Origin of the sequence: Stenotrophomonas humi (assembly GCF_001431415.1) — a bacterium.
In the GTDB taxonomy this organism is placed as follows: Bacteria; Pseudomonadota; Gammaproteobacteria; order Xanthomonadales; family Xanthomonadaceae; genus Stenotrophomonas; species Stenotrophomonas humi.
This window is the reverse complement of sequence record NZ_LDJI01000012.1, coordinates 187,751-208,221: the sequence shown is the minus strand read 5'-3', so window position 1 is coordinate 208,221 and position 20,471 is coordinate 187,751. Positions and strand designations below refer to the sequence as shown.

Below are 20,471 nucleotides of genomic sequence, written 5' to 3'. Positions count from 1 at the left end.
ACGAGGCACGCGCCGATGTCTTCCAGTACATCGAGATGTTTTACAACCCGACACGGCGACACGGTTCCAATGGCGGCCTGTCCCCGATAGAGTTTGAACGGCAGTACGCACTAAACGGCTGAAGAGTGTCTACAAAAGCCTGGGCGATTCAGACCGACATTACATCGGCAATCGGAAGCGGGCCGAGACCGAACAAGTATGCCACTACGAGTTCATCTGCACGGAATTCAGGCGGATCGGCACCAAGCGTCTTGAGCGGCTCGGGCACGTTATGGGTTCCTTGGGAAAGCCCACCATACGGTGCTTGGTGGATAAGTTGTATAACCGTGCCCACGGGCCCGTCTATCTGGTAGTTTGACCTAAAAATGACCTTCCTCGCTACCATCAAAGGCAAGCTCGCTGATCGCGCTGCAGAAGGCATTGCGGCGTCCCTCACTGTTCTACTCGTTTGGGCGGCTTACCAAGTCGCCCCTGCAGTTTTACCCGCCATAGAAGCAGTTACATCCAAGAAAGTACTGCTCGCCCTGTTAGTGACATCGTTGGTCCTAAATTTTGTGTTCGTATTGGTAGCTTTTTTCTCGTCAAAGAAGGCAGAGTTTCGCATCAAGTACGGGATCTACTGGGATCGTGAAAAAAATCCACATTGCCCGGCATGCAAGATCCCGATTGGTGGCTACGCCGAATACAGTGCGGGTAAAGGCTACTACTGCAAGCCATGCAACAAGATTTTTCGCCTAACAGACGTTGCTGGCAAGGACATTGATCCAATGCAGGCTGTTTCCGAGTTGTAGGTCTAATATTTCGTTCAAGGCGAAGCCGCTTCGCGGCTCGCCTGAACTCTGGCGTTGAACGTCCGCTCCTGGCCGGAAGCGGTCAGTGGTGTCGCGGAACGGAATATGTACACCCTCCTGCTGGTAGACACTACCTGCTTCCGCCGCTAGGGATCCTGAAAAGGGCATTAGCCATAGTCTGTACATGAGGCGCAGTCTATGGCTATCCGTAAAACACAGCCCATCAGTCGCAATTCACCGCATCGCCAAATATACTATCCCCCAGTACAGGATATGAGGCCGGCCGATGCCGCACTCGCCGGAAGAGAAAAAGAAGGTCCTGGCTCGGGTCAAGCGTATCCGGGGCCAGTGCGATGCACTGGAGCGGGCGCTGGAAGCCGGTGCCGATTGCAATCCGGTGTTGCAGCAGATCGCTGCCATCCGGGGTGCCGTCAACGGGCTGATGTCCGAGGTGATGGAGGCGCATCTGCGTGAGGAGTTTGGTCAGCCGGCGCGCTCGGAAGCGCAGCGCACCGCGCGCGTGACCGAGATGTCTGCCCTTATCCGTTCCTATCTCAAGTAATCGCGTGGCGCATTGCGTCGCGTTTCCCCATTTCGCAGGAGAAGAATCATGAAATCACGTGCCGCCGTTGCCTTTGGTCCGGGCCAGCCGTTGCAGATCGTCGAGATTGATGTCGCACCGCCCAAGCAGGGCGAAGTGCTGGTCAAGATCACCCATACCGGTGTCTGCCATACCGATGCGTTCACCCTGTCCGGCGATGATCCGGAAGGCCTGTTCCCGTGCGTGCTCGGCCATGAAGGCGCCGGCATCGTGGTGGAAGTGGGTGAGGGCGTGACCTCGGTGAAGCCGGGTGATCATGTGATCCCGCTGTACACCGCCGAGTGTGGCGAATGCCTGTTCTGCAAGAGCGGCAAGACCAACCTGTGCACCTCGGTGCGAGCGACGCAGGGCAAGGGCGTGATGCCGGATGGCACCAGCCGCTTCTCGTACAACGGCGAGCCGATCTACCACTACATGGGGTGCTCGACCTTCTCCGAGTACACCGTGGTGGCCGAGGTGTCGCTGGCCAAGGTCAACCCGGAAGCGAATCCGGAGCACGTCTGCCTGCTCGGCTGCGGCGTCACCACCGGCATCGGCGCGGTGCACAACACCGCCAAGGTGGCCGAAGGTGACAGCGTTGCGGTGTTCGGCCTCGGTGGCATCGGTCTGGCGGTGATCCAGGGTGCACGCCAGGCCAAGGCCGGGCGCGTGATCGCCATCGACACCAATCCGTCGAAGTTCGAATTGGCCAAGCAGTTTGGCGCCACCGATTGCGTGAACCCGAAGGATCACGACAAGCCGATCCAGCAGGTGATCGTGGAGATGACCGGTTGGGGCGTGGACCACAGCTTCGAGTGCATCGGCAACACCAACGTGATGCGTGCGGCGCTGGAATGCGCGCACCGTGGCTGGGGCCAGAGCGTGATCATCGGTGTGGCCGGCGCGGGCCAGGAAATCTCCACCCGTCCGTTCCAGCTGGTGACCGGCCGCAAGTGGATGGGCACCGCCTTCGGTGGCGTGAAGGGCCGCAGTCAGCTGCCGGGCATGGTCGAAGACGCGATGAAGGGCGACATCGAACTGGCGCCGTTTGTCACCCATACGATGGAACTGGACAAGATCAACGAAGCCTTCGATCTGATGCACGAAGGCAAGTCGATCCGTTCGGTCATTCACTACTGAGATGAGTACGATGTTGAATAAAGATGTACTGGCCGCAGCGTTGAATGGCATGGGTGACGCGCAGGAAGCGCGTGAGGCGATCGAGCGGCTGCAGGCACAGGATCTGGTGAAGATCGATCAGTCGATTCTGTCGTCGTTGAGCCATGCCTGGAAGAAGGCGGGCTTCGTTACCACAGGTGTGTTGCTCGCAGCGCCTGACGAGTACGAGGACATCCCGGAGTCGTTTTATGCATTGCGCATCGGCGTGCTGGCAGACGAATCGCGCATCGAAGTGAAGGGCAGCCTGGAGGCGTTGAAGACCTGCGAGATCCGGTTGCCGTCGGCATCGGGAGGTGGCTGAGATGACGGCCGAACGTATCGAGCACCGCGCCTGTTTCGGCGGCTGGCAGGACGTATACCGGCATACGTCCACGGTGCTGGGCTGCGAAATGACGGTGGGTGTTTACCTGCCGCCACAGGCCGAACACGGCCCGTGCCCGGTGCTGTATTGGCTCAGCGGTTTGACCTGTACCGAGCAGAACTTCATCACCAAGGCAGGCGCACAGCGTTACGCCGCCGAGCACGGCATCATTCTCGTTGCGCCGGATACCAGCCCGCGCGGTGACGGCGTGGCCGACGCCGACAGCTACGATCTCGGCAAGGGTGCCGGCTTCTACCTCAACGCGACGCGTGAGCCCTGGGCGAAGCACTACCGCATGTACGACTACATCGCCGACGAGTTGCCGGAATGGGTGCAGGCGAATCTGCCGGCCAGCGACGTGCGTGCGATCAGCGGTCATTCGATGGGCGGGCACGGTGCATTGACCATCGCGCTGAAGAACCCCGGGCGCTACCGCAGCGTGTCGGCGTTCTCGCCGATCGTGGCGCCATCGCAGGTGCCGTGGGGGCAGAAGGCGTTCACCGCCTACCTCGGTGAAGACCCGGCCGCATGGGCGCAGTACGACGCGACGGCACTGGTCGCCGAGGCGAAGGAGCGCTTGCCGATGCTGGTCGACCAGGGCGGCGCGGACGAATTCCTCGACAACCAACTGCGCCCGCAGCTGCTGCAGGCTGCCTGCGATGCGGCCGGTCATCCGTTGGAGCTGCGTATCCAGCCCGGTTACGACCACAGCTATTACTTCATCAGCAGCTTCATCGGTGAGCACATCGCACATCACGCAAAGGCGATGCGCTGATCGTCGCCATCTAGATGCCCGTCATGCAGGCTGGGGGTTCACCCCGGCCTGCGAAGGTGCCTGCAACACGAAATCCGTGTAGGCATAGCGGGAATCGCGCAGCACGGTTTCCCCTTGCGTCAGCGCAAGCGCGCGGCCGAACATCGGGCCAGCGCTCACACAGGTGTGGAATTCGCCATTCTCGCCGCAGGCATCAATGCCCGGGGGCAAGGCTTCCAGCAATGAAGGGTCGAACGCACGGCCGGCGAATGTAGCGTCCAGGTGCTGGGTATCCACGCAGCACAGATGTGCGCGCAGGCCACCGTCGATCATCTCCCGTGCCAGTGCGCGGGTATCGCGGCCGAACAACGGGAACAACGTCTTCCAGCCCAGTGCGTCGTACTGCTGTTCGCGCCAGCGGCGGATGTCCTGCAGCAGCAGATCGCCGAAGGCCAGCGTCTCCAGCCCGGGCCAGCGTTGACTGGCTTCGTGGAGGGTGGCGGTCATGCGCTGCAGGTACAGCGTGTTGTCGCAGGTCTGTGGAATCCACGAGGGCAGCAGCGGCAAGCCGGCAGCATTGGCCTGGGCATGCAGCACGTCTGCGCGCACGCCCTGCATCGACGAGCGCTCATGGCCTTCGGTGAGGGTGGTGAGCAGCGCGACCACGTGCACATCGTCGCGCTGCTGGAGTTGGTGCAGTGCCCAGGCGGCATCTTTGCCGCCGCTCCAGGACAAAAGGACAGGGGTACTCACGGTGCTTCAGCGGACGTCGCGCAGTTCCCAGTGGTTGCCGGCCAGCAGCCGCAGCCGCTGTTTGAATACATCGCCGGGCAGGCTGGTGGTGGCCTGCAGGTTGATCCGCAGGTCGGCCTGCTGGCCGGTGACGGTGGCCTTCGGGTCGGTCGCGGCCAAGGACGGATCGACATCGTCCGGTTCGTCCTGCACGGACTTCCAGCGGTCGAACAACTCGGTGGTGCGCAGCGCGGCCTGCAACTGCTCGGCAAACGCCTCGGCGCCACTGGCGGTGAAGGACAGGCGCGGATCGCTGCCCCGGGCCTTGGCCGGGTCCGGGAGGGAAATCGAATAGAGCACGGACATGCAGGTTCTCCTTGAGGGGTATTCAGCCTAGCGCTGCGGGCGTTGCGAAATCGTGGAAACCGGCGCCGCTTCAACCAAAGGTATGGAGTTCGTCGGCAAAACCAATGGTCACCGCGCCCTTGCCGACGTTGACCATGCCGGTCAGGCTCATCACCGCTTCCATCAGCGCCACGCCATGGGCATCACAGGTGGTGCGCAGCTGCGCGTAGCCGGGCAGGGCGCGCAGTTCGTCCAGCGGGCCGCCGTAGCTGACGCACACCACCGGCGTCATCAGGCCATGGCTGACGCGCTTGCCGACGAAGTCGAACAGGGTCTGCACGGCATTGTCGAAGCCCTTGATCTTGGCCACCGGCGCGGTCTCGCCACGGTAGCCGTGCAGCACCGGTTTGATGTCAAGTGCGCTGCCCAGTGCGGCGCTGAACAGGCCGACGCTGCGGTCACCCTTGTGCCGGGCGCGTGCGCGCATGTAGTACAGGTCGCGGGTGACCATGTAGCCGTGCACGTTGCCGGCCACCTGCTCCAGCCGCTCGCGCATCTGCTGCACGGTGGCGCCGGAATCGCGCATGCGCACCGCCTCGACCGCGCTCACCGCCTGGGCGGCGAACAGGTTCTGGGTGTCGATCACGCGCAGGCTGAAGGGCGAGTTGAAGCCGGCGGCCTGCCGGATCGGCTTGTATTCGTTGAGGATGCTGTAGCCGGCCTGCACCGCGTTGTCATACAGCGGGCTGCGGGTGCGGGTGATGGTCAGGCAGAACACCTGGTCGAAGTCGGTGACCAGCTGTTTCAGGAACAGGTCGCGGATCTGCTCGGCGGTGTAGGGAATGGTCTCGGCCTCGGCGCCCTGGTCGCTGAGCGGGCCCTGCAGGAAGGCCAGCGTGGCGGCTTCGTCCCGTTGGTCGGGCAGCACGGTCTGGCCGATACGCACGGCAATGGGCAGCAGCACGATGTTGTTCTGGTGCAGGTAGTTCATCGGCAGGTCGCATGCCGAGTCCACCACGATTCCAATCCGCATACGGAGCCCTCTCCTGATCCGATGTTGTCTGGGGCGAAACCCTATCGCAAAACGCGGGGCTGGGGCGGAGTTCGTGGGCCGGGTCGCACTTGGGATGTGTCCTATTTCACGTCCGACTCATATCCACGCGCTGTGCGGCCCATTAAGCTAGCGCCCAAGCAACCAGTGCCAATGGCCGTGTTGCGACGGGATTGGCAGGGGATGTTGCTGCCTGAAGACAGGCAGTGAGGCGGGGATGCAGCAATGGAAACGGTAGAACGGGTGGTGGACTTCTGGCGCACCGCAGGGCCAAAGCGCTGGTTCTCGCGCGATGACGCCTTCGATGCTGAGTTCCGCCAGCGCTTTGAAGGCCTGCATTGGCTGGCCGCACGGCGCGGCTGCGAGGACTGGTTGCAGTCGGCCGATGGCGCACTGGCGCTGCAGGTGCTGCTGGACCAGTTCCCGCGCAACTGCTTCCGTGGCACCGCACACTCTTACGCTACCGACGGGCTGGCCCGGCACTACGCCATGCGCACCATCGAGGAAGGCCTGGACCGGGAACTGACCCCGCAGCTGCGTGCCTTCATCTACCTGCCGTTCGAGCATTCCGAGGATCCGCAGGATCAGGACCGCTCGGTCGCCATGTTCGAGGTGCTGGGCGACCTGGAATACCTCAAGTTCGCCGAACTGCACCGCGACATCATCCGCCGCTTCGGGCGCTTCCCGCACCGCAACGCGGTGCTGGGCCGGATTCCGACACCGGATGAACTGCACTTCCTGGCCGAAGGTGGCTTCGCCGGTTGAGTCATCACCGGTGGGCATTGGCGCCAACAAAAAACGCCGGCATTGCCGGCGTTTTTCGTTGCAGCGATGGCACGCTCGATCAGTACTTCGGCACGCTGTTGTCGACTTCTTCCGACCAGGCATCGATGCCGCCGGTGACGTTGAACACATTGGTGAAGCCCAATGCCAGGAACTGCTCGGCTGCCTGGGCGCTGCGGCCGCCACGGTGGCACAGGAATGCCAGCGCGGTGTCCTTGGGCAGTGCTTCGAGCTTGGCGCGGTTGTCGCCGTCGAAGGTTTCGAACGGGGCGTTGATCGCGGCGATGGCGCGCTCGTCGGCCGGGCGCACGTCCACCAGGGTGAGGCTGCCCGCGCGCAACTGGTCATCGGCACTGCGAACGTCCAGCGCCTGCACCGGCTTGGGTGCATTGGGGTTGTTGATGGCCAGGCCCTGGCCACGGATGTCGTCCACCCAGTCAATGGTGATGCCTTCGGCGCGACGTGCGCTGGCGGCGTCGAACTGAACGCGCAGGCCGTTGGACTCAGCGGCGATGGCGTTGGCGTCGAGCGGGGCCAGCTGGAAGTTCGGCTGGAAGCGGGCATCGATGCTCAGCTGCAGCGCGGCGCCGGGGGAGTCGGCCAGCGCGCCCTTGAGCATTTCCACTGCCGCCGGGGTGACGGTGATGGTCGGCGGGGTACGGTCCGGGGCGGCCAGGCCGAGCAGGCTGCTCAGCTCACCGCTGCTGGCCATCTGCAGGATGATGTCGCTGCCGCCGATCAATTCACCGTCCACGTACAGCTGCGGAATGGTCGGCCAGTCGCCGTAGGCCTTGATGCCTTCGCGGATTTCCTGGTCGGCCAGCACGTTGACGTGGGCGAACTCAACGCCCAGATCCTGCAGTGCACCGACAGCCTTGGCCGAAAAACCGCACTGCGGCATGGTCGGCTGGCCCTTCATGAACAGGACGACGCGGTCGGCGCCGAGGAGGGTTTCAATGCGCGCGCGCAGGGCGGGATCCAGGGACATCATGTACTCGTGGAAGTGGTCTGGGACAAAGGGCGATTCTACGCTGCGTGGCATCATGGGGCATGACTGTCACGCAAACTCTGCATCGCATTCCCGCCCGTCCGTGGCGTTGGGTGCCCTGGTTGGTTGCTTCACAACTGCTGGTGGTGCTGGTCTGGTGGCAGTTGGGCTGGGCTTGGGGGCTGGTCGCGCTGCTGGCCAGCCATGCGTTGTTCGTGGTGCCGGTATTCCTGCCCAACAGCCGCTTCTATGCGCCGGTTCTCAGCCGCGTGCCCGGTGCGGCGGTGTGGCTGACCATCGATGACGGTCCGTCGGAGGAAACCCCGGCCGTGCTGGATCTGCTGGACAGGTACGGTGCCAAGGCCACCTTCTTCATGGTCGGCGAGCGTGCCGCCGCGCGCCCGGAGCTGGTGCGCGAGGTGCTGCGGCGTGGGCACGGGGTGGCCAACCACAGCCAATCGCATCCACAGGCCCGCTTCTGGGCGCTGGGGCCGGGGGAGATGGCGCGTGAAATCACTGCCTGCCAGCAGGTGCTGGCCGATATCGCGGGCACGCCGCCGCGCTGGTATCGCTCGGTGGTCGGCATGACCAATCCGTTTGTCGCGGCCGCGCTCAAGCGCCATCAGCTGACCCGGGTGGGCTGGAGCGCACGCGGTTTCGATGGTGTTGGTTGCGAGCCACAACGGGTGGTGCAGCGTATTGCCCGCAACCTGGGGCCCGGTGCGATCGTGCTGCTGCATGAGGGTGCGGCCCATGGCCACAACCTGGCCATCATCGAAGGCGTCCTGCAGCAACTGCGGGCCAAGGGTCTGCAGGCACGCCTGCCACAGGGAACGGCGTAGACTCGCGTCCCGTTCCCGCCGTCCCCCGGATCACCGCCCCATGCCTTTTTCCCGACTCGGTCTGTCCCCCCATGTGCTGCCGGCGCTGCAGGACGCGTTGCAGCAGGCCGGGTATGCACAACCGACGCCGATCCAGCAGCAGGCGATTCCGTTGATCGTGCAGGGCCGTGACCTGGTGGCGCTGGCACCGACCGGCTCGGGCAAGACCGCCGCTTATGTGCTGCCGGCGCTGCAGCGTTTCGTGCTGACGCCACCGCGCAAGCCGCGTGTGTTGGCGCAACTGGTGCTGGTGCCTACCCGCGAACTGGCACAGCAGGTGGCCGATGTCTTCACCACGTTGGGTCGGCACCTTGAGCGCCAACCGCGTGTGGTGTGCGCGGTGGGTGGGGTGTCGATCAATCCGCAGATGATGTCGCTGCGCGGTGGCGCCGATGTGGTGGTGGCCACCCCCGGGCGTTTGCTGGACCTGCTGGCGCACAACGCGCTGTCGTTGCAGCAGGTGCAGCTGCTGGTGCTGGATGAAGCCGACCGTCTGCTGGATATGGGCTTTGGCGATGAGCTGCGGCAGGTGCTGGCCGAGTTGCCGGTGCGCCGGCAGACGCTGTTGTTCTCGGCAACGTACCCACCGGATATCGCTGCGCTGGCTGATGCGGGCCTGCAGCAGCCGCAGCGGGTGGAAGTGGGCGAACAGGCGCAGCCGGACATCGAGCAGCGGGCGTTTCGCGTCGACGCTGATCGCCGCACCGCGTTGCTGCTGTCGTTGCTGGAAGATCCACGCTGGACGCAGGTGCTGGTATTCGTCGGCAGCCGTCGTGACAGCGACCGCCTGGCCAGCCATCTGCGCACCGCCGATGTGAACGCGCAGGCACTGCACGGCGATCTGTCGCAGGGGCGGCGCATGCGCATGCTGCAGGCGTTCAAGGACGGCGAACTGCAGGTGCTGGTGGCGACCGATCTGGCCGCGCGCGGCATCGACATCGCGCGTTTGCCGGTGGTGGTCAATTACGAATTGCCGCGTTCGTCGGATGACTACCTGCACCGCATCGGACGGACTGGCCGTGCCGGTGAGAAAGGCCTGGCCGTGAGCTTGGTTGATGCGGCTTCGCTGGCGCATTGGCGCTTGATCTGCAAACGCAATGCGCTGGATGTGGTGGTCGAGGAACTGGCTGGCTTCGAGCCTCGGGAAACCGCACCTGCCACGTTGCGGGTGGCCGATGACAACGGCGGCATCAAGGGCCGCAGGCCGAGCAAGAAAGATCGCCTGCGAGCAGCCGCGGCGGCAAACACGGCAGCAAACACGGCAGATTGAACGTGCGCTGGTTCCTGCGCGGCACGGTTGCCGGTAACGCGGCGCGACGGGCCGCGGGGCTTTGCCGGCGCGTTTCTTGCTGAACATGGCTGTGCACTACCTTCCCTCAGCGCGGGGGCCTCAAACAAAAAAACCCGCACTCTGCGGGTTTTTTCTGTCGGGGCGGCGGCACGGTCGATTGCCGGGATTGCATCCCGGTCTCCCGCGTTGCCGCTCCAGATCAATCTTCGAAGTCGCTTTCCGATGCGGTCGCAGCTTCCGGTGCATTGACCGGGCGCGGGGTGCGCTTGCCGGGCTTGCGCAGCACTTCGACGAAGAACTGCTTGTTGCCGGCGGTGACCAGTGCATCCACGGCGCGGGTCAGTTCGGCGAACACCACCGGCTGCGCGGTGGCTTCGTCCACGCCGACCTTGCTGTCGAAATCCCAGAAATCGGCGCCGGCCGGCAGTGCCTTGCCGCGTTCGCGCTTGATGTACTTGCGGATGTCGTGCTTGCTGGCTTCCAGCAGGCGGTCGGGGTGCTTGCCTTCGATGTCGAGGCGGTAGGTTTTTCTCACGGGAATCTCGTTGATGTGCCGGCCAGGGCGGTCGGCGGAAAGGGAATGGCGCAATTATCAGTGCAAACGGCTGAGTCGGGGCTCAATCGCGCCGCGCGACCAGCAGCCAGTTGTTGAATGGGGTGTTGCCGTACAGCGGGCGGGTGCTGACCGACAGCCCGGCCTGCTGCAGTTGTGCCTGTACCGTGGCCACGTCCAGGTAGTCACGCGGGCGTGAACGCATCCAGCCGATCAGGTTGGCGGCCCGGTCGGTCAGCCGCGACATCACGCCGCGGCGGCTGTGGTCAGCCTCGGCCATGCGGATCACCAGCCGCCCGTGCACGCCCAGCATGCCGGCCGCGCGCTGCAGCAGGACCGGTTGGACAGCGGCGGGCAGGTACTGCAGCACGTCAAGAAGGGTCACGTTGCCGTGGTGCTCAGGCACTGTGGCGAGCAGGTCGACGTGTTCGAAACGGGTCTCTGCCAACGGTGCGCGCTGCGCGGCGATGCGCGCGCGCTGGATCTTGGAACCATCGTTGTCCACGCCCCGGTAAGGCATCAACTGGCCATCGCGGCGTAGTGCATGCGCCAGCAGGCCCAGCCCACAGCCCATGTCGAGCAGGGGCGCGCTGCTGCCGCGCAGGGCATCCAGTACGCCCGGGTAGAGCGGATCGCTGCGCAGTTTGAACAAGGCGTAGTAGTAGTCGCCGCGGTGCCCCCAGGGCCGTTGCGGGGCGAAGGCGCGGGCGATGGCACGCGCCTGCTCCGCTGCCATGGCCGGATGCCGGGCGGGGCTGTTCACCCGTCTGCTGGCGTCTGCAGCAGCTGCACCGCCACCGGCAGTGCCTGCTCCGTCCAGCGCTGGTACATCAACGCCGAGGGATGCAGGCCGTCTTCGACCAGCATCGCCGGGTTGGCGCCATCCTCGCGGCTGGTCGGGGTGATATCGACAAAGGCCACACCGTAGTCGCCACAGCAGGCACGGGCGGCTGCGTTGAAGTCGTCGATCTCGCGGGCCACCTGTGCGGCGTCGCGGTCGTGTGCCTGGGCGTAGGGCGTGAAGCCCCAGTCCGGCGTGGACAGCACCAGCACATGGCCGGGGTGCTCGCCGGCCAACGCGATCGCGCGCTGCAGCAGCTGTTCGAACTGTTGCCGGTACTCGGCCAGCGGGCGGCCACGGTACTGGTTGTTGACGCCGATCAGCAGGCTGACCAGGGCGAACGGGCCCTGCGGCGCGGCCTCGTCGATGGCGGCAGCCAGCTCGTCGGTGGTCCAGCCGGTGGTGGCGATGACCTGCGGATCATCCAGGTCGATGCCCTGCGCGCGCAGGGCGGCGGCCAGCTGGTAGGGCCAGGTGCCGGACGCCGGCACGCCTTCACCGATGGTGTAGGAGTCGCCCAGCGCCAGGTAGCGTGAGGAGGTTGCGCTGAGGATAGGGTCCATTGCGCGGTCAGGCTCGACGCGACTTCAGCGGTACCACCTTGGTCACCGCCTCGGCACGCCGGGCCAGCAGCTTGTCGATGCGGCCGAACACCTCGCGCATCACGCTGGCTTCCGGCAGCAGGGTCACGCGGAAGTGGTTGCGGTAGGGCACGTTGAAGCTGGAGCCCGGTACCACCAGCACGCCTTCTTCCTCCATCAGCTGCAGCGCGAAATCGTGGTCGTCAAACCCCTGCGCGGCCGGCCCGATCACTGCCGGGAAGGCGTACAGCGCACCGGACGGCACCACCAGCGACAGGTGCTCGCTGGCTTCGCAGGCCTCGATCACCGCGCGGCGGGTTTCATACAGACGACCGCCGGGTGAGCACAGTGGGCTGATCGTATCCGGGCCGCTGACAGCGGCTTCGATGGCGTACTGGCCCGGCACGTTGGCACACAGGCGCAGGGCGCTGAGCAGGTCCAGCGCGGCGCGGAATTCACCCAGACGCTCACTGGCACCGGACAGCAGCATCCAGCCCACACGCCAACCACAGGCGCGGTGCACCTTGCTCAGGCCGCTGAAGGTCAGGCACGGGTGATCGCCGGCCAGTGGTGCAACCGGCTGGAACTGCGCGCCGTCGTAGAGGATCTGGTCGTAGATCTCGTCCACCAGCAGCAGCAGGTTGTGCTTGCGGGCAATGGCGACGATTTTTTCCAGCAGCTCGCGCGGGTAGCTGGCGCCGGCCGGGTTGTTGGGGTTGATCAGCACGATGGCGCGGGTGCGCGAGGACACCAGCGTCTCCATCTCCACCGGATCGGGCAGGAACCCGTTCTCCGGGCGGCAGCGGTAATAGACCGGGCGGCCGTCATTGAGGATGGTGGCCGCCGACCACAGCGGGTAATCGGGCGAGGGGACCAGCACTTCGTCGCCCGGATTGAGCAGCGCCCGCAGCGACAGGTCGATCAACTCGGACACGCCGTTGCCGAGGAATACACGGTCGGCCACGGCATCGGGCACCCCACGGCGGGCATAGGCGGCGGCGATGGCTTCACGCGCGACCGGCAGGCCCTGCTGGTGGGTGTAGGGATCGGTGCGGCCCATGTCATCGGCGATGGCGCGCTGCAGGTGTTCCGGTGCACGGAAACCAAAGGCGCCGGGATTGCCGATGTTGAGTTTGATCAGCTTGCGGCCCTGGGCCTCCAACTCGCGGGCTCGTCGGGCAAGTTCACCACGGATTTCGTAGCGCACTTCGGACAGACGTTCACGGGTGACGAGCGGTTTGGAGGGGGTTGACATTTCGACAGGGCCGTCATGGGCATGGAAGCCGCATGTTAGCTGAATTGTTGCGCTGCGGGGCGACGGTTCCAATGCCAACCAATGGGGATATTCGAACAAAAGCAGTGCTCGCGAACCCTCCCCTGCGCAGCGCGCAAAGGAGGGGGCCGCGAAGCAGAGGCACAGACCCTGGTTTCACCAACGGTGAAGGGGAGGGGGTCTTTGCCGTTGCCCCAATCCCATTCCACTGCCCCGGCGTTTCCTCAAGCCCACCCCGGTAGAATTGCCGGATGACTGATCCCATCGATTTCAACGCGCTCCGTTACATCGGCTGGCCCTGGCCCGGCGCCCCCGAGGACCCGGCCTGGCAGGCGATGTTTGCCGCCCATCCGCAGGCGCGTCCGGCACGCGTGATCGAACAGCACCGCTCCGGCTATGTGGTGGCCGATGCGCCCGAGGCCAGCATGAAGACCGAGTCGCCGCCGGAATGGCAGCGCCCGCGCTTTCCCAGCCATGAGCGCGCAGCGGTGGGTGACTGGGTGCTGCTCGATGGCATCCGCATCGTCGCGTTGCTGCCACGGCGCACCTCGATCAAGCGCGGCGCGGCCGGTGAGCATTACCACCAGCAGGTGATCGCGGCCAATATCGACACGGTATTCATCGTCTGCGGGCTGGATGCCGACTTCAATCCACGCCGCATCGAACGCTACCTGCTGCTGGTCGGTGGCGGTGGTGCCGCACCGGTGGTGGTGCTGACCAAGGCCGACCAGACCGAGTACAGCGAAGACGCGCTTGCCGTGCTGGAAGACCTGGCCGCGCAGCAGATTCCGCTGCTGGCGATCAACGGCAAGGACCCGGCCAGCGTGGCGGCGTTGATGCCGTGGCTGCAGCCAGGGCACACCATCGTGCTGGTGGGCTCGTCCGGCGCCGGCAAATCCACGCTCACCAATACGCTGCTGGGCCATGAGCGCATGAAGACCAACACTGTGCGCGTGAATGATTCGCGTGGCCGTCACACCACCACCTACCGCGCGCTGATGTCGCTGCCGACCGGTGCCTGCCTGATCGACACACCCGGCATGCGAGAGTTGAAGCCGACCGGCGAGGAAACCCTGGCCGAAGGGGGTTTTGCCGACATCGAGGCGCTGACCCTGCAATGCCGGTTCCGCAACTGTGCACACCAGCAGGAGCCGGGCTGCGCGGTGCAGGAGGCCATCGAGCGTGGCGATATCGATGAAAGCCGCTTGCAGAACTATCTCAAGCTGCGCGAAGAAGTGGCCAACGCCGCCGCCAAACTCGCGCAGCGGCAGGCCGAGCAGGCTACCGAGCGCAAGAGCACCGGGCGCGGCGCGCAATGGCGGCCGATAGGGAAGGGCAAGCGCCGTTGAAGCGTTGGAGAAGGCTGTGATTGCTTCCTTCTCCCGCACGCGGGAGAAGGTGCCCCGAAGGGGCGGATGAGGGCAGGCTTCTGGCATTTGGTGTTGGCTTCGAATCACGTTGGGCTGGCAGTCGTAATCCGGCTCAGGCTCGCCCCTCACGCGGAGATGGCATGGACCACCACGACCCCGACATTTCCCATCACGCCGCACTCGATGCGCGTCTGGTGGCGGCGGTACGCGGTATCCGCCTGCTCACGTTGACCAGCTGGCCGGCGTCGCATCAGGCGCCGTTCCTGCAGAGCGTGGCGCGCGGCAAGCCGTTGCTGCCGCAGGTGGCTTACCCGAAGCAGGATTTCAGCGAGGCGCGGCGTGAGCTGGCGGCCATCGACAACGCCGTCGATGAAACCCACCCGCTCGGCGCGTATCTGCGCGATTCGGTACGCAGCTGGGATCTGGCCGCAAGCCTGCTGGAAGTGCTGGGCACGCCGGCGGTGGACCACTATTCCAGCCAGTTGTTCGGTGTGCCCGAGCAGCCGATGCCGGGCAATGGCCCGACCACGCGCGAGGCCGCGCGCCACTTCATCCAGATCGCGCAGGAGCTGGACCACGAACTGCTGGCGCCGGAAGAAACCGTGCCGGTATCGGCTACCGCGCTGCAACTGCAGCTGCAGTCGGATCTGGACGACTTCTTCGACGCCCGCATCATCACCGTGGAGCTCGATGCCGATCTGATCGCCAAGGCTGCCGCTGGCGCCACCCGCATCCGCCTGCGTACCAGTGCGTGCTTCAGTGCCTACGACCGTGCGCAGCTGTTCCACCACGAAGCACTGGTGCATTCGCTTACCGCGCTCAATGGGCGTGACCAGGTGGTGCTGCCGAGCCTCGGGCTGTCCTCGCCACGCATTACCGCCACCCAGGAAGGTCTGGCGACGTTTGCCGAACAGATCACCGGCAGCATCGACATCCAGCGGCTCAAGCGCATCAGCCTGCGTATCGAGGCGATTGCGATGGCGCGCGAGGGAGCGGATTTCATCGAGGTGTTCGATTACTTCCGCGACGCAGGGCAGACGGCAGAGGAAAGCTTCTCGTCGGCGCAGCGGGTGTTCCGTGGCGTGCCGACCACGGGCGGTTCGGCGTTCACCAAGGACACGGTGTACCTGCGCGGCATGGTGTCGGTGCACACCTTCTTCCGGCAGATGCTGCGTGAGGACAAGCTGCGCAACTGTCGTTGGCTGTTCGCCGGCAAGATGACCCTGCACGACGCACAGTCGCTGGCACCGTTGTTTGAAGCCGGCGTACTGGCGCCGCCGCGCTGGTTGCCGCATTGGCTCAACCGCGCCAACGGGCTGGCCGGTGCCTTGGCGTTTTCGTTGTTTGCCAACCGCATCCGCATGGACCAGATCGGCGAGATGTAAGGCGCGGCTCAGGGCGTGCCGAGCAACCCGGTGATGGCGCGTTCGCCGCTGCCCATCGCCAGGGTCCAGCCGAGCATGCCGTGGCCGATGTTGCAGCACAGCCCGTCGCCCAGGTCGCGGATGATCGGTGACGACCATGGCGTCACTGGGCGCAACCCGGCCCAGCTGCTCTGGATACGGTCGTAATCGGCCGCCTCGGGCAATGAGGCGCGTGCCATCGCGATCAGTTGCGCCAGCCGCTCAGGTTCGGGCGCGGGGTTCCAGTCATTGAGATCGGCCAGCCCGGCCACGCGGATGCTGTCGCCCAGGCGGCAGAACACCAGCTTGCGCTTGGTGTCGGTGATGCTGACATGCGGCGCGTTGGCGCCCAGTGGCGCGGTGAACGAGTAGCCCTTAATCGCCATCAATGGCATGCGCATGCGCAGCGGGCGCAGCAGCGCGGCGCTGTCGATACCGGCGCAGACCAGCACGCGCGGTGCCTGCACACGACGGCCATCGCGCGCCTGCAGCAGCCATTGTCCGTTCCTGCGTTGCAGCGATTGCGTGTCGAAATCGAAGTCGGCCTGCACGCCATGCTGCCGTTGCAGTACCTCCAGCAATCCCTGGCTGAAGCGGTAGGGATCGCCGGCTTCTTCCTCGGGCGAATACACCGCACCGGCCAACCACGGCGCACCGGCCAGCGCCGGCTCGATGGCCACTGCTTCGGCGGCATCCACCAGGCGTTGCTGTACGCCGTACGGACGCTTGAGCGCGATCATCGCCTCGGCACCGCGCACGCCTTCCTGCGTGGGGTACAGGTGCAGCTTGCCGGAGATGACGTGGTCGAAATCGATGGGATGCTGCTGCAGCAATGCCTGCATTGCCTGGCGTGATTCCTGCGCCAGTTCCAGGGTGGCCAGGGTGTTGGTCTTCAGGCCGCTGGCATTGGCCTGGCGCAGGAACGCCAACCCCCAGCGCATGAAGTCCGGGCTGGCCGACCAGCGCGTGCGGAACGGCCCATTGCGCCCGAATGCCATCTCCGGCAGCTGGCCCCACGTCGCGGGGCCGGCCATCGCATCGGTATAGGCATAGCTGAGCTGCGCACCATTGGCGAAGGATGTACCCAGCGCCGGGCCGGCATTGCGGTCCACCAACAGCACCGAGCAACCGCGCCGGGCGGCGGCATAGGCGCTGGCCAGACCAACCACACCGGCGCCGATGATGATCAGGTCATGGCCGGTGGAAACGGGAGCTGCAGCGGGAGAAGTCATGGGCAGACAACACAGAGCGAGCGATATCGCCCATTGTCGCGCTGACCCGCGCACTTGGTGCGGGTGCAGCGCACGGAACCGGCCCTCAGTGTGGCCAGAAGTTGAGGAAGCCGGTGATGATCAGCGCGTTGATGAAGTCGATGAAGAACGCGCCCACCAACGGTGCCACCAGGAACGCACGCGGCGCCGGCCCATAACGCTGTGCCAGGCGACGCATCACCGCCATTGCATTGGCAGTGGTGCCGAGCATGAAGCCGATGAAGCCGCCGCCCATCACTGCTGCGTCGTAATCACGGCCCATCAGCCAGTAGATCGGCACCGCGAACAGCGCCACCACCGACACCTGGATGATCAGGTTGACCAGCAACGGCAGGCCCATGCCGGCCAGTTCCCAGAGTTTGAGGTCCATCAGTGCGATGGCCAGGAACAACGCCAGGCAGATGTTGCCGATCAGATCGGTGGTTGGCACCGACAGCTTGATCCAGCCGGTGTAGTCGTCAATGTTGCGGATCACCGCGCCGACCAGCATTGCGCCGATGTAGGTGGGCAGGGTCAGGCCAATGCCCTCGAAGCCCTTGCCGACCCACACGCCCAGCCACATTGCCATCAGCAGCACGACGATGCTCTTGAGCGCATCAAACTCGCGCGCCGACTCGCTGGGGTAGCGCACGACCACCGATTCTTCGGCAAGCTGCTCGGCTTCGGTGACCTTCTTGTTGGGGTGCTGCACCTTGAAGCGCTGCATCAACACCGTGATCACCGGGCCGCCGACCAGGCCGCCGCAGATGATGCCGGCCATTGCCGCGGTCACTGCCAGGCTTTCGGCGCCGACCAGTCCGGCTGCTTCGAAGTGCGGTGCAAACGCCAGGCCGGTGGCCGGGCCGCCGGTGAGCGTGGCCGAGCCGGCCAGCACGCCGAACATCGGATTCAGGCCAAACAGCTTGGCCACGCTGATGCCGATCAGGTTCTGCAACACCGCGAACACGCTGGCGATCAGCAGGAACAGCATCACCTGCTTACCGCTGACACGCAGCAACCGAACGCTGGCATTGATGCCCAAGGTGGTGAAGAAGGCCACCATCAAAGGTGTCTTGAGCGTGGTGTCCAGCTCGAACAGGGTCACCTGCTGGCCATGTGCCCACCACACGGCCAGTGCGACCAGCAGGCCACCCACGACGGGTTCCGGCAGGTTGTAGCGGCGGAAAACGGGAATGGCACGACACAAGGCGTAGCCAGCGAACAGGGTCAGGCCGGCGAAGGCCACCGTCTGCACGGCATCAAGTTGGATCATGGAGCGGGTACCTCAACCAGCGGGACACGGACTTTGTCCGGCTCAGGGGACAATATCAATAGCGGGCTGTGGTCGTTGTGCGGTGGAGGCTGGCGCCGGAACCGGATTCAACACGGGTTTCGATGCAGCTGAATACGCTGTTTTGGTGGGACTTGGGAGCCCGCCAGCAGGGTTTGCTGCCTGCACTTTGCGGATGCAGGTGTTTACGCCAGCTTGTAGCGCAGGCCGCTTCTGCTCCCTCCCTTTCGCGTCAGCGAAGGGGAGGGTTGAGCTGGGGAGGGCGGTTTTGGGTCTACTGCCTGCAACCCCGCCTCGACGTCACTCAATCGCGCTGCGGGCGCTTGTAGGCGATGCAGTCCACTTCCACCTTGCAATCCACCACCATGCGGCTCTCGACACAGGCGCGGGCCGGCGGGTTCTCGCCGAAGTAGTGCTTGAACACGCCATTGAAAGCATAGAAGTCACGTGCGTCATCCAGCCATACGCCGCAGCGGACCACGTGCTCGGCGCCATAGCCGGCTTCTTCCAGGATCGCCAGCACGTTGCCGATGACCACATGCGATTGCTCGGTGACGGTGCCTGCCACCAGCTCGCCATCGCGCATGGGGACCTGGCCGGACACATACAGCCAGCCATCGGCTTCGACCGCGCGCGAGAACGGCATGTGCTGCTTGCCCTGGCCAACGCCACCTTCAGCGCCGTAGCGTTTGATGTCACTCATGGATGTTCCTCGATGTTGTTGCCGGATGGAGATTCAGATCGCCGGTGATGCTTCTGGCGTGATGAAACGCCCCGGGTGGGCGATGACGTTGCGGCCGTCATAGGCGAGCCGGCCGTTCACCCAGACCGCCTCAATGCCTTCGGCAGCGCGGATCGGGTCGTGGAAACTGGCGGTATCACGTACGCGCGCGGGATCGAACAGCACCAGGTCCGCGCACCAGCCCTCGCGGATATGGCCGCGTGCACCCATCGAAAAGCGCGAGGCGGGCAGGCCGGTCATCTTGTGCACGGCGGTATGCAGTGGGAACAACTGTTCGTCACGGGCATAGTGGCCGAGCACGCGTGGGAAGGTGCCCCACAGGCGCGGATGCGGGCGGGGATCGCGCGGCAGGCCGTCGGAGCCGATCATCGTCAGCGGATGACTGAGGATGCTGCGCACATCGGCCTCGTCCATGCAGTGATACACCGCACCAGCCGGTTGCAGGCGGATGGCGGCGTCCATCAGTGGCAGGTTCCAGTCGGCGGCGATATCCGCCAGCAGACGGCCACCCTGTGCCGGCTCGGATTCGGACCAGGTGATCAGGATGTCGTAGGCATCGGTGACCTGTTTCAGGTCCAGGGTCGAGGCGCTGGCGGCATACGGGTAGCAATCACAGGCCACGTCCTGATCACTGGAGGTGGTCTGCAGGTAGTCGAGCACTTCGCGGCTGCGGCCCCAGTTGTCGATGCCGGCGCATTTGAGGTGCGATACGCGCACGCTGGCCTGCGGGGCGCGTGCGGCGTCGAACGCTTCTTCCATCGCCTCGAGGATGCCGGCGAATTCATCGCGCAGGTGCGTGGCATACAGGCCGCCCTGGGGCAGCTCCAGCGCGAGCTCGCTCACTTCGGACGCAGCCGCGCTGTAGGCCGATGCATAGGCCAGGCCGCTGCTCAGGCCCAGCGCGCCCTGTGCCAGACTGTGGCGCAGCTGCGTGCGCATGGCGATGATCTCGTCCGCCGTGGCGGTGCGGTCGAGCCGGTCCATGTGGTTCTGCCGCAGCGCGGTATGGCCGACCAGTGCGGCAACGTTTACCGCCGGTCGCGCGCGCTGTACCGCGTCCCGATAACTGGCGAAGTCGGGATAGCGGAAGTCGCTGGCGTCGCCGAGCAGGTTCATCGGGTCCGGTACGGCATTGCGGATGCGTACCGGGCTGGCACTGATTCCGCAGTTGCCGACCACCACGGTGGTCACGCCCTGCGACAACTTGCTGGCCATGTCCGGATTGCGGATCACTTCCAGGTCGTCATGCGTATGCACATCGATGAAGCCCGGTGCCAGTGCCAGGCCGCGGGCATCGATGACCTGCGCGGCGTCGCCGTCGCACTGGCCAATGGCGACGATGCGGCCATCGCGGATGGCGACATTGCCGAGCACGCCCGGCTGGTCGCTGCCATCGAGAATCAGGGCGTCGCGGATCAGAACGTCATGCAT

General features: G+C 65.1%; 23 protein-coding genes. 11 read left to right on the top strand and 12 right to left on the bottom strand.

Annotated elements, in window-relative coordinates; all coding sequences use genetic code 11:
* The 6 genes from ABB26_RS18580 to fghA all read left to right on the top strand — a co-directional run.
* Nucleotides 1-122: IS3 family transposase (locus ABB26_RS18580; protein ID WP_152982587.1), on the top strand; the 122-nt coding region annotated here is incomplete at its 5' end.
* 243 nt (nt 123-365) lie between these two features.
* The gene (locus tag ABB26_RS07190) at nt 366-791 is read left to right on the top strand and encodes a hypothetical protein (protein ID WP_057632997.1); all 426 of its coding nucleotides are present in this window, start codon (nt 366-368) and stop codon (nt 789-791) included.
* A 286-nt stretch (nt 792-1,077) separates the two neighbouring features.
* Complete coding sequence (locus ABB26_RS07185) at nt 1,078-1,353, top strand: metal/formaldehyde-sensitive transcriptional repressor (protein WP_057632996.1); 276 nt, start codon at nt 1,078-1,080, stop codon at nt 1,351-1,353.
* 48 nt (nt 1,354-1,401) lie between these two features.
* Nucleotides 1,402-2,511, top strand: a complete 1,110-nt coding sequence (locus ABB26_RS07180; protein WP_057632995.1) for an S-(hydroxymethyl)glutathione dehydrogenase/class III alcohol dehydrogenase — start codon at nt 1,402-1,404, stop codon at nt 2,509-2,511.
* 10 nt (nt 2,512-2,521) lie between these two features.
* Nucleotides 2,522-2,851, top strand: coding sequence for a hypothetical protein (locus ABB26_RS07175; protein ID WP_152982586.1), 330 nt, complete (start codon nt 2,522-2,524; stop codon nt 2,849-2,851).
* 1 nt (nt 2,852) lies between these two features.
* On the top strand, nt 2,853-3,686 hold the full coding sequence (fghA, locus tag ABB26_RS07170) for an S-formylglutathione hydrolase (protein WP_057632993.1): 834 nt from the start codon (nt 2,853-2,855) through the stop codon (nt 3,684-3,686).
* A gap of 21 nt (nt 3,687-3,707) precedes the next feature.
* Here fghA and ABB26_RS07165 read toward each other — a convergent pair whose 3' ends face one another.
* The 3 genes from ABB26_RS07165 to ABB26_RS07155 all read right to left on the bottom strand — a co-directional run bounded on the left by ABB26_RS07165 (nt 3,708) and on the right by ABB26_RS07155 (nt 5,775).
* Nucleotides 3,708-4,418, bottom strand: coding sequence for a Dph6-related ATP pyrophosphatase (locus ABB26_RS07165; RefSeq protein ID WP_057632992.1), 711 nt, complete (start codon nt 4,416-4,418; stop codon nt 3,708-3,710).
* 6 nt (nt 4,419-4,424) lie between these two features.
* Nucleotides 4,425-4,763 (bottom strand): hypothetical protein, encoded by a 339-nt coding sequence (locus tag ABB26_RS07160; RefSeq protein ID WP_057632991.1) that lies wholly within the window; start codon nt 4,761-4,763, stop codon nt 4,425-4,427.
* A gap of 70 nt (nt 4,764-4,833) precedes the next feature.
* Nucleotides 4,834-5,775 (bottom strand): DegV family protein, encoded by a 942-nt coding sequence (locus ABB26_RS07155; RefSeq protein ID WP_057632990.1) that lies wholly within the window; start codon nt 5,773-5,775, stop codon nt 4,834-4,836.
* Nucleotides 5,776-6,018: 243 nt separating this feature from the next.
* Between ABB26_RS07155 and ABB26_RS07150 the strand changes: the two genes are divergently transcribed.
* Nucleotides 6,019-6,558, top strand: a complete 540-nt coding sequence (locus ABB26_RS07150) for a DUF924 family protein (RefSeq protein ID WP_057632989.1) — start codon at nt 6,019-6,021, stop codon at nt 6,556-6,558.
* Between the two features lie 79 nt (nt 6,559-6,637).
* On the opposite strand, the gene grxD is transcribed toward ABB26_RS07150, so the two are convergent.
* Entirely contained in the window at nt 6,638-7,564 is a 927-nt protein-coding gene (gene grxD / locus ABB26_RS07145; protein WP_057633011.1) for a Grx4 family monothiol glutaredoxin, read from the bottom strand.
* A 62-nt stretch (nt 7,565-7,626) separates the two neighbouring features.
* Between grxD and ABB26_RS07140 the strand changes: the two genes are divergently transcribed.
* Nucleotides 7,627-8,406, top strand: a complete 780-nt coding sequence (locus tag ABB26_RS07140) for a polysaccharide deacetylase family protein (RefSeq protein WP_057632988.1) — start codon at nt 7,627-7,629, stop codon at nt 8,404-8,406.
* A gap of 40 nt (nt 8,407-8,446) precedes the next feature.
* Nucleotides 8,447-9,715 carry a DEAD/DEAH box helicase gene (locus tag ABB26_RS07135; protein ID WP_057632987.1) on the top strand — a complete coding sequence of 423 codons (1,269 nt, stop codon included), beginning with the start codon at nt 8,447-8,449 and terminating at the stop codon, nt 9,713-9,715.
* A 220-nt stretch (nt 9,716-9,935) separates the two neighbouring features.
* Here ABB26_RS07135 and ABB26_RS07130 read toward each other — a convergent pair whose 3' ends face one another.
* The 4 genes from ABB26_RS07130 to ABB26_RS07115 form a co-directional block, all read right to left on the bottom strand.
* Nucleotides 9,936-10,271: a DUF6172 family protein gene (locus ABB26_RS07130; RefSeq protein ID WP_057632986.1), complete on the bottom strand. Its 336-nt coding sequence runs from the start codon at nt 10,269-10,271 to the stop codon at nt 9,936-9,938.
* A gap of 82 nt (nt 10,272-10,353) precedes the next feature.
* On the bottom strand, nt 10,354-11,025 hold the full coding sequence (locus ABB26_RS07125; RefSeq protein WP_057632985.1) for a class I SAM-dependent methyltransferase: 672 nt from the start codon (nt 11,023-11,025) through the stop codon (nt 10,354-10,356).
* A gap of 23 nt (nt 11,026-11,048) precedes the next feature.
* Nucleotides 11,049-11,693, bottom strand: coding sequence for an SGNH/GDSL hydrolase family protein (locus tag ABB26_RS07120; RefSeq protein ID WP_057632984.1), 645 nt, complete (start codon nt 11,691-11,693; stop codon nt 11,049-11,051).
* A gap of 7 nt (nt 11,694-11,700) precedes the next feature.
* Nucleotides 11,701-12,966 carry a pyridoxal phosphate-dependent aminotransferase gene (locus tag ABB26_RS07115; protein ID WP_057632983.1) on the bottom strand — a complete coding sequence of 422 codons (1,266 nt, stop codon included), beginning with the start codon at nt 12,964-12,966 and terminating at the stop codon, nt 11,701-11,703.
* A gap of 269 nt (nt 12,967-13,235) precedes the next feature.
* On the opposite strand from ABB26_RS07115, the gene rsgA reads away from it, so the two are divergent.
* Nucleotides 13,236-14,333 carry a ribosome small subunit-dependent GTPase A gene (gene rsgA, locus ABB26_RS07110; RefSeq protein WP_057632982.1) on the top strand — a complete coding sequence of 366 codons (1,098 nt, stop codon included), beginning with the start codon at nt 13,236-13,238 and terminating at the stop codon, nt 14,331-14,333.
* Between the two features lie 161 nt (nt 14,334-14,494).
* Nucleotides 14,495-15,739: a flavohemoglobin expression-modulating QEGLA motif protein gene (locus tag ABB26_RS07105; protein WP_057632981.1), complete on the top strand. Its 1,245-nt coding sequence runs from the start codon at nt 14,495-14,497 to the stop codon at nt 15,737-15,739.
* A gap of 8 nt (nt 15,740-15,747) precedes the next feature.
* Here ABB26_RS07105 and ABB26_RS07100 read toward each other — a convergent pair whose 3' ends face one another.
* From ABB26_RS07100 to ABB26_RS07085, 4 genes are all read right to left on the bottom strand, one after another.
* On the bottom strand, nt 15,748-16,989 hold the full coding sequence (locus ABB26_RS07100) for an FAD-dependent oxidoreductase (protein ID WP_057632980.1): 1,242 nt from the start codon (nt 16,987-16,989) through the stop codon (nt 15,748-15,750).
* Between the two features lie 85 nt (nt 16,990-17,074).
* Entirely contained in the window at nt 17,075-18,280 is a 1,206-nt protein-coding gene (gene gltS / locus ABB26_RS07095; RefSeq protein WP_057632979.1) for a sodium/glutamate symporter, read from the bottom strand.
* Nucleotides 18,281-18,602: 322 nt separating this feature from the next.
* Nucleotides 18,603-19,001: a RidA family protein gene (locus ABB26_RS07090; protein WP_057632978.1), complete on the bottom strand. Its 399-nt coding sequence runs from the start codon at nt 18,999-19,001 to the stop codon at nt 18,603-18,605.
* A gap of 33 nt (nt 19,002-19,034) precedes the next feature.
* On the bottom strand, nt 19,035-20,471 hold the full coding sequence (locus ABB26_RS07085) for an N-acyl-D-amino-acid deacylase family protein (protein ID WP_057632977.1): 1,437 nt from the start codon (nt 20,469-20,471) through the stop codon (nt 19,035-19,037).

Bases quoted from the DNA above. Each gene is read 5' to 3' on its own strand.
- ABB26_RS07190 (WP_057632997.1), top strand. From the start codon at position 366: ATGACCTTCCTCGCTACCATCAAAGGCAAGCTCGCTGATCGCGCTGCA.
- ABB26_RS07185 (WP_057632996.1), top strand. From the start codon at position 1,078: ATGCCGCACTCGCCGGAAGAGAAAAAGAAGGTCCTGGCTCGGGTCAAG.
- ABB26_RS07180 (WP_057632995.1), top strand. From the start codon at position 1,402: ATGAAATCACGTGCCGCCGTTGCCTTTGGTCCGGGCCAGCCGTTGCAG.
- ABB26_RS07175 (WP_152982586.1), top strand. From the start codon at position 2,522: ATGTTGAATAAAGATGTACTGGCCGCAGCGTTGAATGGCATGGGTGAC.
- fghA (WP_057632993.1), top strand. From the start codon at position 2,853: ATGACGGCCGAACGTATCGAGCACCGCGCCTGTTTCGGCGGCTGGCAG.
- ABB26_RS07160 (WP_057632991.1), bottom strand. From the start codon at position 4,763: ATGTCCGTGCTCTATTCGATTTCCCTCCCGGACCCGGCCAAGGCCCGG.
- ABB26_RS07155 (WP_057632990.1), bottom strand. From the start codon at position 5,775: ATGCGGATTGGAATCGTGGTGGACTCGGCATGCGACCTGCCGATGAAC.
- ABB26_RS07150 (WP_057632989.1), top strand. From the start codon at position 6,019: ATGGAAACGGTAGAACGGGTGGTGGACTTCTGGCGCACCGCAGGGCCA.
- grxD (WP_057633011.1), bottom strand. From the start codon at position 7,564: ATGTCCCTGGATCCCGCCCTGCGCGCGCGCATTGAAACCCTCCTCGGC.
- ABB26_RS07140 (WP_057632988.1), top strand. From the start codon at position 7,627: ATGACTGTCACGCAAACTCTGCATCGCATTCCCGCCCGTCCGTGGCGT.
- ABB26_RS07135 (WP_057632987.1), top strand. From the start codon at position 8,447: ATGCCTTTTTCCCGACTCGGTCTGTCCCCCCATGTGCTGCCGGCGCTG.
- ABB26_RS07125 (WP_057632985.1), bottom strand. From the start codon at position 11,025: ATGGCAGCGGAGCAGGCGCGTGCCATCGCCCGCGCCTTCGCCCCGCAA.
- ABB26_RS07120 (WP_057632984.1), bottom strand. From the start codon at position 11,693: ATGGACCCTATCCTCAGCGCAACCTCCTCACGCTACCTGGCGCTGGGC.
- ABB26_RS07115 (WP_057632983.1), bottom strand. From the start codon at position 12,966: ATGTCAACCCCCTCCAAACCGCTCGTCACCCGTGAACGTCTGTCCGAA.
- rsgA (WP_057632982.1), top strand. From the start codon at position 13,236: ATGACTGATCCCATCGATTTCAACGCGCTCCGTTACATCGGCTGGCCC.
- ABB26_RS07105 (WP_057632981.1), top strand. From the start codon at position 14,495: ATGGACCACCACGACCCCGACATTTCCCATCACGCCGCACTCGATGCG.
- ABB26_RS07100 (WP_057632980.1), bottom strand. From the start codon at position 16,989: ATGACTTCTCCCGCTGCAGCTCCCGTTTCCACCGGCCATGACCTGATC.
- gltS (WP_057632979.1), bottom strand. From the start codon at position 18,280: ATGATCCAACTTGATGCCGTGCAGACGGTGGCCTTCGCCGGCCTGACC.
- ABB26_RS07090 (WP_057632978.1), bottom strand. From the start codon at position 19,001: ATGAGTGACATCAAACGCTACGGCGCTGAAGGTGGCGTTGGCCAGGGC.
- ABB26_RS07085 (WP_057632977.1), bottom strand. From the start codon at position 20,471: ATGCATGACGTTCTGATCCGCGACGCCCTGATTCTCGATGGCAGCGAC.